Raw genomic sequence first — 15,720 nt, 5'->3', positions numbered from 1 at the left:
GCGAGAGGCTTGCTAAACGTTCCCGCACGGAACGCTAAAAGAATAGTAAGCGCACAAATGAAATCGGCGGGATGGGAGAGGGGCGCCGCGCGGCGAGGCCTTCGGCTCAGACCGCGGGCGGCTCCGCGCTCTCCAGCTCGACCGGCACGGCGATGGCCAGGCGGAAGCGGCCGCGGCCGCTCTTCATCAGGCGGATCGGCGCCTCGCGCTCGTCCAGGCGCTTGCGCAGCAGGACCAGGCGGGCGTCGAGGTTCTCGGCGTGCTCGGGCAGGCGCAGGGAGGGGTCGAGGCGCAGCTCGCGCGTGTTGAACTCCACCCGGCCCGTCGCGGCATGCTCCCGCAGCAGGCGCCACAGGATCGCGCCGGCGACCCCCTTGATGAGATAGTCGTTGTCGAGGAACACGCTGTCGTCGAAGGCGAAATGGCGGACCGTGACGGCCGGGGGGCAGGCGTCCTCGCCGGTGCAGGCGGGGGCCGGGGCGCCCTCCGGCGCGTGGCCCGCCTGGGGCAGCAGGGCGGCCAGCGCGCCCAGGTGGTCCGCGATCAGGGCCAGCGCGTCCTCGTCGTCGTGGCAGAAGCGCAGCATCCGGGGGCTCTCGCACAGCAGCACCCCGAACAGGCGCCCGTCGCGCAGGATCGGCAGGGCGAGCTGGCTGGCCGGCGCCGCGAGCCCCGGGAAGGGGATCGCGGTGCGCGCCTCCCAGTCGAGCCCGGCGCTGCGGGCGCTGTCGCGGATCGCGGCGACGTAGCCATAGGCCGCGGTCATGTGGCTGATGCGGATCGGCGCCCGCTCCCGCGCGCAGACGCCCACCACCCCCTCGCCCAGCGCCACCTCCGAGCCGACGCCCGAGGCCGGATAGCCCCGCGTGGCGATGGCGTAGAGGCGCCCGCCCTCCCCCTCGCCGGGATCGTCGTCCTGCAGCAGGATCATCGCGTGCTCGACGCCCAGGTCCGCCTCCAGGCAGGCGAGCGTGCGGTCGAAGAGCTCCCCCAGCTCGCGGCACTCGGCCATCGAGGCGAAGACCCGCCGCGCCACCGCCATCAGGTTGCGATGGGGCGCGGGCGGCGGCAGGACCGGGGGGCGCACCACCTCGACCGCCTCGACGCGGAACACGTCGGCGCCGCGCAGGCGGAACACCCGGTCCATGCCGGAGTGGGAGGCGATGCCCATCAGCTCGGCGCGCATCTGCTCGAACAGGGGGCCCTCGGTGCGGGTCTCCTCGTAGACCAGTTCCAGCCGGTGCTGGGCCACCGTCTCGGGGTCGGTGATGACCACCGAGGCGCGCCCCGTCGCCAGCAGGTTGCGGCGGGTCTTGTTGAAGAACTGGTAGCTCAGCGCCACCCGCTGCGGATCGACGTAGTGGACCTGCGAGATGATCGAGATGTTGACCATCCCCTGCGGATCGCAGGTGGCGAGGGCCGAGGCCGACACCCCCTCCATCGCGTTGCGCAGCAGGTCCATCGAGGGCACGGGCGCATCGGGCGCCGGGGCGCCCACGCCGCCGGCATGGGCGACGCCGGGCCAGAGGGCGGGATCGGGCGCGGGCAGCGGCGCCTCCCGCTCCGCCGCCGCGCCGGAGGCCGAGGCGCGCGGGCTCATCGCGGCGCCTCCGGTCGTCGGGGGGCGGAGGAGACCGGGATCGCCTCGCCCGCGCCCGGACCGGGGGTCTGGTGGAAGACCTGCTCGGGCGCGAAGACGATCATCACCGCGTCGCTCTCCTCGACGTCGCTGAAGGCGTGGCAGAAGCCCGGCGAGAAGCCCGCGGTCGCCAGCCACTCGGCATGGCCGCGGACCTGGCGGCGGTACTCGGCATGGTCGCGGGCGGTCGGCGGCTCCAGCCGGGCGCGGGCGCCCTTGGCCTGGATCGAGCGGTGGGAGAGGTCGGTGAAGCTCGCCCCCACCGTGCCGCCCGCGCGCACCGCCGCCAGCAGGCGCGCGGCGCCGGGACCGGCGGCGTCGACGTAGAGGCGCAGCTCGCCCGCCTCGGGGTCCGGCACGCAGGCGCCGGCGACGGCGGCGATGGGGCGGCCGGCGATGTCGCCCACCCCCAGCAGCACGGTCACGCCGCTGGAGGCGAAGGCCGCGAGCTCGGCCGACATCGGGCCCACGTCCCGCGGCGCGGCGCCGGACGGCGGGTTCGGAACGGAAACGGCGTCCGCATCGCTGGACATGCGCGAAGGCCCCGGCCCCCTCCGACCCGTGGGAGGGGTTTCCGCTTTTCGATACTCCCGCAGGGCGGCGTCGGCAACGGGGGCGCGGCGCGCCAGAGCGGCTCAGCCCAGCCGCACCAGCGCGTCGAGCAGTACGACGCCGTCAGTCCCCACGAGGACGGGGTTGATCTCGGCCTCCTCCACCCGCGGGTGCAGGGCGATGCGCGAGACGTCGGCGACCAGCCGCGCCAGCGCCTCGAGGTCGCCCGCGGGCGCCCCGCGGAAGCCGCGCAGGAGGGCGAAACCGCGGACTTCGGCCAGCATCTCGCGCGCGATCTCGACCGTGACGGGGGCGGGGCGCACGGCGGCGTCGCGGTAGATCTCGGTCAGCACGCCGCCCTGCCCGACGGTCACCACCGGCCCCGCCAGCGGATCGCGGGAGACGCCGACGATCGCCTCGCCGAGCCCGCGGCGCATCTCCTGCGCCAGCAGGCCGCGCAGGCGGGCGCCCGGCGCATGGGCCCTGGCGGCGGCGCGCATCTCGGCCGCGGCCGTGCGCAGGGCCGGCAGGTCGGGGACGCCCACGCGGATCGCGCCGGCCTCGGTCTTGTGGGGCAGGTCGGCGGAGACGAGCTTGGCCACCACCGGCCAGCCCAGCCCCGGATCGACGATGGGCAGGTCAAGGTCGAACAGCGCCTGCCGCGGCCGCGGCGCGCCCAGGGCCGCGAAGACCTCGCCCGCGTCGAGCTCGTCCATCACCCCCGCCGGCGCGCGGTCCAGCAATGCGGCGGCGCGAGGCGGCAGGGGGCCGTCGGGGACCGGGGCGGGGGCGCAGGGGGCGAGCAGCATGGCCGCCGTCTCGGCGCAGACCTCGACCGAGCGGAAGGTGGGCACGCCGCCGGCCTCGAGCATCGCGAGCGCGTCGGTCGCCTCCGGCAGCGGGAAGGCGATGACGGGGGCCGCGCCCTCGGGCGCCTCGGCCACGGCATCGACGATGGGCTTCACCGCGAGGTCCGGCTGGAACTGGGCGGAGGAGCCGATGCAGACCAGCAGCAGCCCCGTCTCGGGGTCCGCGGCGAGCGTCGAGACGACCTCCTTCATCGTGGCGTAGTTCGTGCCCGCCAGCGTCACGTCCACCAGCTTGCCGTGACCCATCGGGATCGCCTGCGCCTGGAGCTTCGCGCGCGCCGCGTCGCCTGGGCCGGCGATCCGCGCGCCGCGCGCGGCCATCTGGTCGATCAGCATCGCCCCGCCGCCGCCGGTGGTCGAGACCACCGTCACCTGGCGCGGCCGCGCCGCGGGCAGGCGCGCGCGGGCCAGCGCCGGGGGCGCGTCGAGCAGCGTCTCGAACTGTTCGGCCTGCCGGATCCCCAGCCCCCGCAGCAGCGCCGCGCAGGCCGCGGAGGATCCGGTCAGCGCCCCGGTATGGGAGACGGACAGCGCCTGCCCCTCCTCCGAGGCGCCGATCATGTAGGCGACCACCGGCTTGCCCTGCGCATGGGCCGCGCGGGCGAACTCGGCCAGCGCCTCGCGGTCGCGGATGGTTTCGAGGAACAGGAGGAACGCGTCGGTGTGCGGGTCGTCGAGCAGGAGGGAGCCGAGCTGGCCCACACCGGCGCCCGCCTCGTTCCCCACCGAGATCAGCGTCGAGAACCCGCGGCCGCGGGCCTCGCCGCGGGAGAGGAGCGTGCCGATCAGACTGCCGCTCTGCGACAGCACCGCGAGCCGGCCGCGGCGCAGCGCGTCCAGCCGGAAGGCGGCGTTGGTGGTGCAGGAGAAGCCGGAATGGGTCGCCACCACGCCGGTGGAGTTGGGGCCGATCAGCAGGATCCCCGCCTCGGCGGCGAGGGCGGCCAGCCGGTCCTGGCGGGCGCGCCCCTCTGGCCCCGCCTCGGCGAAGCCGTCGGCGAGGAGGCTGACCACCTTCACCCCCGCGCTCGCGCAGTCGCTCAGCGCGCTCTCGGCCGCCTCGGCGCCGACCAGCAGGTAGGCGTGGTCCACCGGCTCGGGGATCGCGCTGACCAGCGGATAGGCGCGGGCGCCCGCCACCGTCTCGCGCCCCGGGTTGACCGGGTGGACCGCGCCGCGGAAGCCGTGGCGGCGCAGAAAGTCCATCGGCCGCGCCTGGAGCTTGGCGGGGTTGTCCGAGGCGCCGACGATGGCGACCGATGCCGGATCGGTCAGCGCGCGCAGCAGTTCGGCGCGGGCGGGCGCGGTCATTCGGCGGCCGTCCCTTCCAGCGGCACGGGCTTCGGCGCGCGCTGGGAGAAGCGGCGCCCGAAGACGCCCTCGGCGATGCGGTTCTTGAGGATCTCGGTCGAGCCCCCCGCGATCTGCCAGCCGCGGGTGCGGCGGACGCAGTACTGCACCGTGCTCTCCTCGGAGAAGCCGTGGCCGCCCATCACCTGCAACGCCTCGTTGGCGGCGAAGAAGCCGGCCTCGTTGCAGGCGAGCTTGGCCATAGCGGTCTCCTGCGCCGAGGGCAGGCCGTCGGCCGCGTTCACCGCGGCGCGCATCAGCAGCAGCTGGGCGGCGTCGAGGCGCATCGCCATCTCGGCGAACTTCCATTGCAGGCCCTGGAACTCGCAGATCGGGCGGCCGAACTGGCGCCGCGTCAGGGCGTAGTCGCGGGCGACCTCGAAGGCGTGGCGGCCGCAGGCGACGGCGCGGGAGGAATTGCCCAGCCGCTCGACGTTGAAGCCGGCGATCTGCTTCTTGAAGCCGCAGGGGCCCAGCAGCGTGTTGGCCTTGGGCACCTTGCAGTCGTGGAAATACAACGGCGCCCAGTCCTCGCCGTTCATGAAGGCCGACGGCTTGCCGATCTCGAACCCCTCCGTCCCCTTCTCGATCAGGAGGGAGCCGATGCCGTCCACCCCCGGCCCGAAGCGGACGTAGACGAGGAACAGGTTCGCCTCCGCCGAGTGGGTGCCGAAGATCTTCTGGCCGTTGACGATCCAGTGGTCGCCGTCGTCCTTCGCCGAGGTCTTCAGCTCGGTGACGGCGGAGCCGGCGTCCGGCTCGGTCATGCCCAGCGAGATCGCGGCGCGGCCGCCCAGCAGGTCGGGCAGGAACCGCTCCTTCTGCTCGGGCGTCGCGTATTCCCAGAAGGTGCGGATCGGGCCGAAGTTGCCGGCCTGCACCACGTCGCCGGAGCGGGGGCAGACTTCGGCCACCGCCTGGATGGCGAGGATCGCGTCGACCAGCGTGCCGCCCTGCCCGCCGTCCTTCTCCGCGAGCGTGATGCCCAGCAGGCCGGCCTCGGCGAAGCGGCGGGCGACGGCCCAGGGGTAGTCATGGCTGCGGGCGCGTGCGGCGGCGCCCTCGGCAAGCTCGGCGCGGGCCAGGCGCTGAACGCTCTCGCGGAACATGCGCTGGTCGTCGGTCAGGTTGAAATCCATGCGGACGCGGAGCTCCGGTGGCGGAAGGGGATTGATCGGGCGCGGAGCCTAGCCCAAGCATCGGTTCTGGAAACCCCGCATATCTCAGCCTCGGGAAACCGCAGCTTATGGATCGCCCCTACCGCAACCTGCCGCTGAACCCGCTGCGGGCCTTCGCGGTCGCCTCGCGCCACCGCACCTTCACGGCGGCGGCGCAGCACATGGGGGTCAGCCAGGTGGCGATCAGCCGGCAGATCGCGATCCTGGAGAACTGGCTGGAGGTGAAGCTGTTCGAGCGCGGCTCGCGCTCCGTGAAGCTGACCGAGGCGGGGCGCGCCTTCGGGCACGAGATCGCGGGCCTGTTCGACCAGCTCGAGGCCGCGACCGCGCGGATGCTGGCGGACGAGGGGCGCGACACGGTCAACCTGCGCCTCTATCCCAGCTTCGCCCACCACTGGCTGCTGCCGCGCCTCAAGGGCTTCACCGACGCGCATCCGGAGGTGCGCATCCGCCTCGACACCAAGGTCGAGCCGCTGGATTTCCGCGGCGCGCATCTCGACGCCGCCCTGCAGCTGGGCCACGGGGCCTGGCGCGACGCCCGGGCGCGGAAGCTCTTCGACGAGGTGGTGGACGTGGTCTGCGCCCCCGCCTACCTCGCCCGCTTCGGCGGCGCCCTGACGCTGGCCGACCTGCCGCGGGCGGAGCTTCTGCATTCCAAGTACCGCCGGCAGGAGTGGGAGCTGTGGGCGCGCGAGGCGGGCGTCGAGATCGACCCCCACGCGGGAACGGAGTTCGAGAGCTCCCTGCTCACCTACTCCGCCTGCCGGCAGGGGTTCGGGCTGGCGGTCGGGCAGCTCGACCTGCTGGAGGCGGAGCTGGCCGCGGGCGAGCTGGTGCGCCCCTTCGACCGGCCCTGGCGCACGGGCGCAGCGTTCTGGGTGGCCTGGCCCACGATGACCTCGGCCGCGGCCTCGACCCGGCGCTTCGTCGACTGGCTGCTGACCACCGCCGGAGAGGCGCCGGAGTTCTTTCCCGGCGCGGCGCGCAAGGCGGCGGGGGCCTGAGCGCGGCGGGGGTCTCGGCGGCGCGGGCGATAAACTGAGGTTATGGCGCCCTGCGCACCGGCCGCTCGCCCGGCGCGGGCGACGCCGCTAGGAAGGGGGCGCCGCGCATCCCGATGCGCGGCCAAGGCACGGCCAGGTCCGGGGAGGACGCATGTTCGCCGAACTTCAGCGAACCGGAGGCGAGGGCACGGCCCTCGCCGCCCGCGCGCGCGGGCTGAACGCCCGGGTGATGCTGCGCGCCGACCAGGCGGAGACGCTGGTCGTGATCCGCGGCGGCGCGGTGGTCTCGGTCGAGGCCGGGCCCTTCGTGATGCCGTCGTGGGACGTGGCGCTGTCGGCGCCGGCCGACGAGTGGCGCCGCTTCCTCGAGGCCGTGCCTCCGCCCGGCGCCCACGACCTGATGGCGCTGGTGCGCCGGGGGGTGATGCGCTTCGAGGGGAACCTGCATCCGCTGATGGCGAACCTGATGTATTTCAAGCTGCTGCTCGCCTCGCTGCGCCCCCGGACCGACGGCGGGCCCGCGGCATGAAGGTCGAGCCCATCACAGGCCGCTACGGCCATGTCGAGATCGAGGGCCGCCCCCACCGCGTCTACTGGGAGGAGGCGGGCGAGGGCATTCCGCTCCTGTGCCTGCACACCGCCGGCGCGGATGGGCGGCAATGGCGCGCGGTGCTCAACGACCCGGAGGTGACGCGCCATTTCCGCGTCATCGCCTACGACATGCCCCGGCATGGCAAGAGCTCGCCAAGCCCCGGCACGGTGGACGAGGACTATCGCCTGACGGCGGACGGCTACGTGGCGCAGATCCTCGCCATGTGCGACGCGCTGGAGCTGGAGGCGCCCGTGGTCATGGGCTGCTCGATCGGCGGCCGCGTGGTGCTGCACCTGGCGGAGCGGGCGCCGGAGCGGTTCCGCGCCCTGATCGGGCTGCAGAGCGGGGCGGCGGTGCCGCCCTACTACGACACCTCCTGGCTGCATCGGGCCGACGTGCATGGCGGCGAGGTCTGCGGGGCCATCGCCTACGGGCTGATGGCGCCGAACAGTCCGGAGGCGGAGCGCGACGAGACCCGCTGGCACTACATGCAGGGCGGCCCGGGCGTGTTCCGCGGCGACCTGTTCTACTACACCGTCGACGGCGATTTCCGCGACCGGGTGGCCCGCATCGACGTCTCGAAGTGCCCGATCCACCTGCTGACCGGCGAATACGACTACTCCTGCTCGCCCGAGGACACCCGCGCGCTGGCCGAGGCGCTGGGGATCGAGTGGACGCTGATGGAGGCGATGGGCCACTTCCCGATGAGCGAGAACCCCGCCGCCTTCCTCGACCACCTGCGCCCGGTCCTCGACCGGATCCGCGCCGCGTAAGACCTGACAGGAGCGCCCCCATGCGCATGAAGAACCGCGCCGGCATCGTCACGGCCGCCGCCTCCGGCATGGGCCGCGCGGGGGCCGAGATGTTCGCCGCCGAAGGCGCGGCCGTCGCCGTGGTCGACCGGGACGAGGCCGCGGCCCAGGAGGTCGTCGCCGGCATCGAGGCGGCGGGCGGGCGCGCCGTCGCCATCTCCGCCGACCTGCGCGACGTGGCCGCCGCCAAGGCGATCGTGGCGCAGGCCGAGGAGGCGCTGGGGCGCATCGACTTCCTGTGGAACCACCTCGGCCACCCCGGGCCGGGCAAGGTGGAGGGGATGGCGCAGGAGGACCTGAGCCTCGCCTTCGACCTCAACCTGCGCTCGGTGATGGCGACGACCGAAGCCGCGATTCCGCGGATCCGGGCGGCGGGGGGCGGCTCGATCCTCTACACGTCGTCGACGGCGGGGCTGATCGGCTCGCGCTACTCGCCGGTCTACTCGGCGATGAAGCACGGGGTGATCGGCTTCGCCAAGGCGCTGGCCCTGCGGCTGGCCGACGATAACATCCGGGTCAACGTGGTCTGCCCCGGGCCGGTGATGACGCCGATGTTCCACACCTTCGGCTCGCGCCCCGACGCGGCGCAGAAGACGCTGGAGGAGGTGACCGAGGCGACGCTGGGCGTGGTCCCCCTCAAGCGGGTCGCCGAGCCGCGGGAGATCGCCGCCGCGGCCCTGTTCCTGCTGTCGGACGAGGCCTCCTTCGTCACCGGGGCGGCGCTGCCGGTCGACGGCGGCATCACCGCGCGCTGAGACCGGTCCTTTTCGAGAAACGGACGACCGGCCCCTGCTGTCGGGTTGGGCTGCGTCGCGCCTTTTGCGTCGGCGCCCCCCCTCCTGCAACCGGCGCAGGCGGCAGGCGTCGGGGCGCGCCCCGCGCCGGGGGCCCGAGCCCGCCCGCAGGGCGCCTGCGGGCTCGGCCCCCTCCCCCGCGGGGGGAGGGGAAGTCTCGTCCCGGGCGCGGCGGCCCGGGGCGCGAGGAATCACGACAGCGTCGCCAGCAGCCCCGCCATCACCTTGCCGCGCGTGGCGAGCGTGGGGACGATGATGTGCTCGTGCAGCGTGTGGCCGCCCTCGCCCTCGGTGCCCAGCCCGTCCAGCGTCGGCACGCCCATCGCGCCGGTGAAGTTGCCGTCCGAGCCGCCGCCCGACGGCGCGTGGGAGAAGCCCATGCCCACCTGCTTGTGGAAGTCCTCGGCCATCGCCAGCAGCTCGCGGGTGCCGTCGTCGAGGGTCCAGACCGGGCGGGTGACGCCGCGGGTCACCTCGAAGAGGCCCGGCTCGTTGAGCGCCAGCATCGCCTCGACGCCGCGGTCGAGGTCGGCCTGCTCCTTGGCCATCGACAGCGCCTCGCCGAAGGCCGAGGAGCTGACGCAGTTCACCCACTGGCCGCCCTTGATGACGCCGACCGAGAAGGTGCAGTCGTCGGTGGTCATGTTCTCGATCTGCTCGATGCGCCGGCAGAGCTCGCGGATCGCGGACTTGCCCTCCTTCAGCCGGGCGCCGGAATGGGACGGGATTCCCAGCGCCTTGAGGTTGAAGCGCGCGATCGCGTAGCGGCCCGAGGTGACGCCGCCGCCGGTCTTGCCCGGCTCGGGCACCAGCACGGCGCGGGCGCGCGACGCCTCGGCCTCGATGATGCCGCGGGCGGCGGGGGTGCCGATCTCCTCGTCGGGGGTGAACAGGACGGTGATCGGCAGGGGCGTCTCGATGCCGGCCTTCTTCAGCTGGCGGATCGCCTCCAGCGACAGGTAGTTGCCCGACTTCATGTCCCAGATGCCGGGGCCGTAGGCCTTGTCGCCCTCGCGCCGGATCGGCAGGTCCTTGAGCGTGCCGACGGGGTGGACGGTGTCCATGTGGCCCGCGATCAGCACGCCCTTCTCGCCGGCCCTGGGGTGGTTGGGCTGGGTCGCGCGCAGCACGTCGCCCAGGCCCATCGAGCCGGGGATGCGCTCGATCATGAAGCCGAGCTCGGCGAGCTCGCGGCTGGCGATGTCCAGCATCCCGTTCACCGCGCCGGCGTCCCAAGTCGGGCTCTCCTGCGCCACCCAGGCGTTGAGTCCCTTGAGCATCGCGTCGGCGTCGAAGGGAAGCGCGTCGATATCCATGTCGGTCGTCCTGTGGTCTTTCTCGGGGGGCTGCCGGGGCCACGGCGCTCGCCGCGCGCGCGCGCCCCGCGCAACATGAAAACGCCGCCCCGGTGGGGGCGGCGCGAAGGGGGATCGGCGGATCAGCCCGCGGCGGCGATGGTCTCCGACACCGGTCTGAAATTGGCGAAGTCCCAGTGGCGGCCCGGCGCCGCCTCGATCAGGGAGCGGGTGTACTCGGTCCGGGGATGGGCGAGCACCTCGCCCGCCGGCCCGGCCTCGACCACCTGCCCCTTCCGCATCACCATCACCTCGTCGCAGATCTGGGCCGCGACGCGCAGGTCATGGGTGATGAAGAGGATCGCGATGCCCATCTGCTCCTGGATCTCGTCCAGCAGCTTCAGCACCTGCGCCTGCACCGACACGTCGAGGGCCGAGACCGCCTCGTCCGCGATCAGCAGGTCCGGCTTCATCGCCAGCGCCCGCGCGATGGCGATGCGCTGGCGCTGACCGCCGGAGAACTGGTGCGGGAACCGGTCGATGGCCGAGCGCGGCAGGCCCACCAGCTCCAGCAGGCGCTTGGCGTCCTCCAGCGCCTGCTTGCGCGAGACGCCGAAGTTCAGGGGACCCTCGATGATCGACTCGCCGACCTCGATCCGCGGGTTGAGCGAGCGGAACGGGTCCTGGAAGACGATCTGCACCCGCTTGCGATGCGGCTTCAGCTTGGCGACGGGGACGGTCGCGATCTCCTCGCCGGTGATCTTCACCGAGCCCGACGTCGGGTCTATCAGGCGCACGATGCAGCGCGCCACCGTGGACTTGCCCGAGCCGGACTCGCCCACGATGCCCAGCGTGCGGCCGGGGGCGAGGGTGAGGTTCACCGCGTCCGCGGCCCGCGTCTCCTTCGCCTTCCCCAGCAGGGTCTTGGTCGAATAGACCTTGGTCAGCGCCTCGGCCGACAGGGCGGGCGTCGCCTTGTGCGGATCGGGGCGCGGGGCGCGCGGGATCAGCGAGGGGACGGCCGACAGCAGCTCCCGCGCATACTCGGTCTTGGGGCCGCGCAGCAGGGCGTCGACCTGGCCCCGCTCCACCGCCTCGCCCAGGCGCAGCACGGTCACGTCGTCGGCGATCTCGGCCACCACGCCCATGTCGTGGGTGATGAACAGGACCGCGGTGCCCAGCTCCTCGCGCAGTTCGCGGATCAGCTTGAGGACCTGCGCCTGCGTGGTCACGTCGAGCGCGGTCGTCGGCTCGTCCGCGATCAGCAGCTTGGGCCGCAGCACCAGCGCCATGGCGATCATGATGCGCTGACGCTGGCCGCCCGAGAGCTGGTGGGGGTAGGAGCCGTAGATGCGCTCGACGTCGGGCAGGTGCACCTGCTCCATGATCTCGAGCACGGCCTTCTTGCGGTCGCCGCGGGACTGGCCGTGGGCCTCCATCACCTCGGCGATCTGGTCTCCGACCTTCATCACCGGGTTCAGGGCGGTCATCGGCTCCTGGAAGATCATCGCCATCTGGGTGGCGCGCATCTCGCGGAGCTTGTTGGGCGACTGCTTCAGCACGTCCACGCCGTTGACCAGGATCTCCCCGCTCACCGGGCGCAGGGCCTTGGGCAGCAGGCCCATGGTGGCGAGCGAGGTCAGCGACTTGCCCGAGCCGGACTCGCCCACCAGGCACATCGTCTCGCCGGGGCGGATCGACAGGCTGAGGTTCTTGACCACCTTCGCGTCGTCGTTGCCCTCGAGCGCGATCGACAGGTTGCGGATCTCGAGGACGTTCTCCCCGGCCGCGGCGCGGGCCTCGGGGGCGGTCTGGGCGGCGGTCTGGGTCGCGCTCATCGGTCGATCCCCCTCTTGGCCATGCGCGGATCCAGCGCGTCGCGCACGGTGTCGCCCACCAGGTTCACCGACAGGATCGCCAGCGACAGCACCAGGCCGGGCCACAGGATGATGCCGGGGTTGATCACGAAGTAGACGCGCCCCTCGGCCATGATGTTCCCCCAGGTCGGGGTCTCCGGGTTGATGCCCGCGCCCAGGAACGACAGGATCGCCTCGGTCAGGATCGCGGCGGCGCAGATGTAGGTGCCCTGCACGATCAGCGGCGGGATGGTGTTGGGCAGCAGGTGCCGGGTCAGGATCTTGGAGGTCGGCGTGCCGACCGAGATCGCGGCTTCCACGTAAGGCTCCTCGCGCGCCGACAGCACCACCGAGCGCACCAGGCGCACCACGCGCGGCACCTCGGGGATGACGATGGCGAGCAGCACGGTGCCCAGCGTCGCGCCCGACAGCGCCACGATGGCGATGGCGAGCAGGATCGAGGGGATCGCCATAAGGCCGTCGACGATGCGCATCAGCACCGCGTCGAGGCCCCGGAAGAAGCCCGAGACCAGGCCGATGGCCAGCCCGATCACGACCGAGAGGATCGCGGCGCCGATGCCCACGGCGAGCGAGATGCGCGCGCCGTAGATGATGCGGCTCAGCAGGTCGCGCCCGTAGGCGTCGGTGCCCAGCAGGTACTCGTCGGAGGGCGGCTTTAGGCGCATCGCCGGGTTCAGGCGGATGGGATCGTGCGGCGCGATCAGCGGCGCGAAGATCGCCATCAGCACGATCAGGATCATCACGATCGTGGCCAGCGAGGTGACCGGGCCCGCGAAGAACATCGCGCGGGCCTGCTTCCACATCAGGGCGCCGCGGGAGGGCGCGGGGGCGGAAAGGTCCGGTGCGGTCGTCATGCGTAACGGATCCTCGGGTCAAGGATGACGTAGGCGATGTCGATCAGCAGGTTGATCGCCACGTAGAGCAGCGAGGCCAGCAGGATCACGCCCTGGATCACCGGGTAGTCGCGCGCCAGCACCGCATCCACGGTCAGGCGGCCGATCCCCGGCAGGTTGAAGACGGACTCGGTCACCACCACGCCCGAGATGATCAGCGCGAAGCCGATGCCGATCACGGTCACGATGGGCACGGCCGAGTTGCGCAGCGCGTGCTTCATCAGCACCCGCCGCTCGGCCAGGCCCTTGGCGCGCGCGGTGCGCACGAAGTCCTCGCCCAGCGTCTCGAGCATCGAGGTGCGGGTGATGCGCGCGATCAGCGCGATGTAGAGCGAGGTCAGCGTCAGGGTCGGCAGGGTTATCCGCTGGGCGAAGGTTCCCGGATCGTCGAAGATCGAGGTGAAGCCCTGCACCGGCAGCCATTTGAGCTCGATCGCGAACAGCTGGATCAGCACGTAGGCGATCACGAACACCGGCACCGAGAAGCCCAGCACCGAGATCGCCATGACCACGCGGTCGATGATCGTGCCGTGCTTCCACGCCGCCACCACGCCCAGCGGCACGGCGATGACGATGGACAGGATGATGGTGGTCAGCGCCAGGCTGATGGTCGGCTCCATGCGGTCGGCGATCATCGAGGTGACCGGCGTGCCCGACAGGATCGACTCGCCGAAGTCGCCCTGCAGCAGGCGCCAGCCCCAGTCGGCGAACTGGATGTAGAGGGGGTCGTTCAGGCCCAGGCGTTCGCGGATCTGCTCGAGCTGTTCGGGCGTCGCGGTGTCGCCTGCGATGATCGCGGCGGGGTCGCCGGGCGAGAGGCGCAGCAGCAGGAAGACGAAAAGGGCCACGAAGATCATGACCGGGATCGCCGCCAGCACGCGCCGGAGGATGTAGGAGAGCATGGGGGAGAACCTCGCTCGCAGCCGCGGCGTCTTCAGCGGACGTTCCGGGCGGGGCATCGGGTCGGCCGCACCGCGCGCCGCCCGGGCGCGCGACGCGGAGGGGAAGGCCCGGCCCCGCGAGGGGGGCCGGGCCGGTGGATCAGGTCACTCGGACTTCGAGATGTTCCAGAAGAACGGCGCGGGGCCGTCCAGGACGCCCTCGATCTTCGAGGTCCACACCTGCGGGGCGGTGAACTGGCCCAGCGGGATGTACATCGCGTTCTCGTAGGCGAACTTCTGCAGCTTCTCGGCGGCGGCCTTCTGGGCGGCCGCGTCCGGGGCCTTGGCGTACTCGTCGCGCAGGGCCTCGGCCTCGGGCATGTCGGGCCAGCCGAACCACCCGCCGTTCTTGCCCTTGCCGTTCACCATGTTGTTGGCGATCGGGTTGAACACGTCCGCGCCCACCCAGGTGGTGAAGAACATGTTCCAGCCGTTCTCGGACAGCGGCGCCTGCGACGCGCGGCGGCCGACCAGGGTCTGCCAGTCCATCGCCTGCAGGTCGACGTTGAAGCCCGCGTCGCGGAACGCCTGCGCCGCCACCACCGGCTGCGTGCGCAGCGAGCCCACGTCGGTCGGGTGCATGATCACCAGCGGCGAGCCGTCGTAGGAGGACTCGGCCAGCAGGGCCTTGGCCTTGTCGAGGTCGTCCTTCTCCATCACGCCCTCGGCGCCCACGTCGGACTCGAGGGGCGTGCCGCACATGAACATGGCGCCGCAGATCGTGTAGTAATCCGGGTTGCCGATCATGGCGTCCATGACGTCCTGCTGGTTCATGGCGATCATCGCCGCCTGGCGAACCTTCAGGTCATCGAACGGAGGGTTGAGGAAGTTGAACCGACCGATGGTGGTCGAGCCCATCTTGTTCTGGACGTGGATGGTCAGGTCCGGGTTGGTCTCGAGCACCGGCAGCAGGTCGTAGGGGGGCTGCTCCCAGTAGTCGATCTCGCCCGACATGATCGCGTTCATCGCGGTCTGGGCGTCGGCCATCACGATCCACTCGACGCGGTCGACCTTCACCACCTTGCCGCCCGAGGCCCAGGAGGGGGGCTCGTCGCGGGGCACGTAGTCCTCGAACTTCTCGTAGACCGCCTTCACGCCGGGCTGGAACTCGTCCTGCACGAACTTGAAGGGACCCGAGCCGATCTGCTCCGGCACGCCTTCGGTCGAGGGGGTCTCGGCCAGGCGCTTGGGCATGATGAAGGGCACGTTGGAGGACGGCTTGGAGATGGAATCCATCAGCAGGCCGTAGGGCTCCTTGAGCGTGATCACGACGGTCTTGGCGTCCGGCGCGTCCCAGCCCGAGATCTCGGACATCAGCTTCTGGCCCATGCCGTCGCGCTCGCCCCAGCGCTTCAGCGAGGCGATCACGTCCTCGGCGGTCACGTCGGCGCCGTCGTGGAACTTCAGCCCGTCGCGCAGCGTGATCGTGTAGGTGAGCTTGTCGTCCGAGACCGTGTAGCCCTCGGCCATCTGCGGCTTGATGTTGAAGTCTTCATCCAGCGCGAACAGCGTGTCGAACACCATGTAGCCATGGTTGCGCGACATGTAGGCGGTGGTGATGATCGGGTCGAGCACGCGCAGCGACGAGTGCATGACCACTTTCAGGGTCTGCGCCGAGAGCGGCGTCGCCAGCAGGGCCGAGGCCGCGGCGGCCGCCATCAGCGCGGCCGCGGCGCGGCGGCGCGGCGCCGCGCGGCGTCCCGTCTTTGCGAGGAAGTCGAACATTCTCGTCTCCTGTCGGATGGCCGGCCGTGGGCGCCGGCGTTCCCTCCACCCCCGGAGGATTCGAACGCCCGGCTCCGGCTTTTTGTCTTTGCGCAGCGAGCCACGGCACGTCCCGCTGCGATCTCGCGCACCCCTTTCGCGGGTGCGAGAGAAAGGTTGCGTCGTGGGTTCGCACGTTGTCAATCTATGTCCGCACCAA

Annotated in this window: 13 protein-coding genes; 4 read left to right on the top strand and 9 right to left on the bottom strand. The window is 72.1% G+C overall.

The window, feature by feature from the left end; translation table 11 throughout:
• Positions 1-106: 106 nt before the first annotated feature.
• The 4 genes from P2H44_RS14385 to P2H44_RS14370 all read right to left on the bottom strand — a co-directional run bounded on the left by P2H44_RS14385 (position 107) and on the right by P2H44_RS14370 (position 5,549).
• Entirely contained in the window at positions 107-1,600 is a 1,494-nt protein-coding gene (locus tag P2H44_RS14385) for a GAF domain-containing protein (RefSeq protein ID WP_275764456.1), read from the bottom strand.
• A complete protein-coding gene (locus P2H44_RS14380; protein WP_275764454.1) occupies positions 1,597-2,100 on the bottom strand; it encodes a hypothetical protein in 504 nt (167 codons plus the stop codon). Before P2H44_RS14380 ends, P2H44_RS14385 begins: the two co-directional genes overlap by 4 nt.
• A gap of 174 nt (positions 2,101-2,274) precedes the next feature.
• On the bottom strand, positions 2,275-4,371 hold the full coding sequence (locus P2H44_RS14375; RefSeq protein WP_275764452.1) for an acetate--CoA ligase family protein: 2,097 nt from the start codon (positions 4,369-4,371) through the stop codon (positions 2,275-2,277).
• Positions 4,368-5,549: an acyl-CoA dehydrogenase family protein gene (locus P2H44_RS14370; RefSeq protein ID WP_275764451.1), complete on the bottom strand. Its 1,182-nt coding sequence runs from the start codon at positions 5,547-5,549 to the stop codon at positions 4,368-4,370. Before P2H44_RS14370 ends, P2H44_RS14375 begins: the two co-directional genes overlap by 4 nt.
• A gap of 107 nt (positions 5,550-5,656) precedes the next feature.
• Here P2H44_RS14370 and P2H44_RS14365 point away from each other — a divergent pair, with 107 nt between their 5' ends.
• From P2H44_RS14365 to P2H44_RS14350, 4 genes are all read left to right on the top strand, one after another.
• Positions 5,657-6,592, top strand: a complete 936-nt coding sequence (locus P2H44_RS14365) for a LysR substrate-binding domain-containing protein (protein ID WP_275764450.1) — start codon at positions 5,657-5,659, stop codon at positions 6,590-6,592.
• A gap of 151 nt (positions 6,593-6,743) precedes the next feature.
• Positions 6,744-7,121, top strand: coding sequence for a hypothetical protein (locus tag P2H44_RS14360; protein ID WP_275764448.1), 378 nt, complete (start codon positions 6,744-6,746; stop codon positions 7,119-7,121).
• On the top strand, positions 7,118-7,957 hold the full coding sequence (locus tag P2H44_RS14355; RefSeq protein ID WP_275764446.1) for an alpha/beta fold hydrolase: 840 nt from the start codon (positions 7,118-7,120) through the stop codon (positions 7,955-7,957). Before P2H44_RS14360 ends, P2H44_RS14355 begins: the two co-directional genes overlap by 4 nt.
• 20 nt (positions 7,958-7,977) lie before the next feature.
• On the top strand, positions 7,978-8,751 hold the full coding sequence (locus tag P2H44_RS14350; RefSeq protein ID WP_275764443.1) for an SDR family NAD(P)-dependent oxidoreductase: 774 nt from the start codon (positions 7,978-7,980) through the stop codon (positions 8,749-8,751).
• Between the two features lie 230 nt (positions 8,752-8,981).
• On the opposite strand, the gene P2H44_RS14345 is transcribed toward P2H44_RS14350, so the two are convergent.
• The 5 genes from P2H44_RS14345 to P2H44_RS14325 all read right to left on the bottom strand — a co-directional run bounded on the left by P2H44_RS14345 (position 8,982) and on the right by P2H44_RS14325 (position 15,521).
• Positions 8,982-10,106: a M20/M25/M40 family metallo-hydrolase gene (locus tag P2H44_RS14345; RefSeq protein ID WP_275764442.1), complete on the bottom strand. Its 1,125-nt coding sequence runs from the start codon at positions 10,104-10,106 to the stop codon at positions 8,982-8,984.
• A 122-nt stretch (positions 10,107-10,228) separates the two neighbouring features.
• Positions 10,229-11,923 (bottom strand): dipeptide ABC transporter ATP-binding protein, encoded by a 1,695-nt coding sequence (locus P2H44_RS14340; RefSeq protein WP_275764440.1) that lies wholly within the window; start codon positions 11,921-11,923, stop codon positions 10,229-10,231.
• Entirely contained in the window at positions 11,920-12,765 is an 846-nt protein-coding gene (locus P2H44_RS14335) for an ABC transporter permease (RefSeq protein WP_275764601.1), read from the bottom strand. Before P2H44_RS14335 ends, P2H44_RS14340 begins: the two co-directional genes overlap by 4 nt.
• Before the next feature lie 47 nt (positions 12,766-12,812).
• On the bottom strand, positions 12,813-13,757 hold the full coding sequence (locus P2H44_RS14330) for an ABC transporter permease (protein WP_275764438.1): 945 nt from the start codon (positions 13,755-13,757) through the stop codon (positions 12,813-12,815).
• A 144-nt stretch (positions 13,758-13,901) separates the two neighbouring features.
• The gene (locus P2H44_RS14325; protein WP_275764437.1) at positions 13,902-15,521 is read right to left on the bottom strand and encodes an ABC transporter substrate-binding protein; all 1,620 of its coding nucleotides are present in this window, start codon (positions 15,519-15,521) and stop codon (positions 13,902-13,904) included.
• Positions 15,522-15,720 lie beyond the last annotated feature (199 nt).

Origin of the sequence: Albimonas marina (genome assembly GCF_029223255.1) — a bacterium.
GTDB lineage: Bacteria > Pseudomonadota > Alphaproteobacteria > Rhodobacterales > Rhodobacteraceae > Albimonas.
Note: the sequence above shows the minus strand (reverse complement) of the source record. Positions and strands in the feature narration are given on the sequence as shown.

Coding starts and splice junctions, on each gene's coding strand:
- P2H44_RS14385 (WP_275764456.1), bottom strand. CDS start 1,600: ATGAGCCCGCGCGCCTCGGCCTCCGGCGCGGCGGCGGAGCGGGAGGCG.
- P2H44_RS14380 (WP_275764454.1), bottom strand. CDS start 2,100: ATGTCGGCCGAGCTCGCGGCCTTCGCCTCCAGCGGCGTGACCGTGCTG.
- P2H44_RS14375 (WP_275764452.1), bottom strand. CDS start 4,371: ATGACCGCGCCCGCCCGCGCCGAACTGCTGCGCGCGCTGACCGATCCG.
- P2H44_RS14370 (WP_275764451.1), bottom strand. CDS start 5,549: ATGGATTTCAACCTGACCGACGACCAGCGCATGTTCCGCGAGAGCGTT.
- P2H44_RS14365 (WP_275764450.1), top strand. CDS start 5,657: ATGGATCGCCCCTACCGCAACCTGCCGCTGAACCCGCTGCGGGCCTTC.
- P2H44_RS14360 (WP_275764448.1), top strand. CDS start 6,744: ATGTTCGCCGAACTTCAGCGAACCGGAGGCGAGGGCACGGCCCTCGCC.
- P2H44_RS14355 (WP_275764446.1), top strand. CDS start 7,118: ATGAAGGTCGAGCCCATCACAGGCCGCTACGGCCATGTCGAGATCGAG.
- P2H44_RS14350 (WP_275764443.1), top strand. CDS start 7,978: ATGCGCATGAAGAACCGCGCCGGCATCGTCACGGCCGCCGCCTCCGGC.
- P2H44_RS14345 (WP_275764442.1), bottom strand. CDS start 10,106: ATGGATATCGACGCGCTTCCCTTCGACGCCGACGCGATGCTCAAGGGA.
- P2H44_RS14340 (WP_275764440.1), bottom strand. CDS start 11,923: ATGAGCGCGACCCAGACCGCCGCCCAGACCGCCCCCGAGGCCCGCGCC.
- P2H44_RS14335 (WP_275764601.1), bottom strand. CDS start 12,765: ATGTGGAAGCAGGCCCGCGCGATGTTCTTCGCGGGCCCGGTCACCTCG.
- P2H44_RS14330 (WP_275764438.1), bottom strand. CDS start 13,757: ATGCTCTCCTACATCCTCCGGCGCGTGCTGGCGGCGATCCCGGTCATG.
- P2H44_RS14325 (WP_275764437.1), bottom strand. CDS start 15,521: ATGTTCGACTTCCTCGCAAAGACGGGACGCCGCGCGGCGCCGCGCCGC.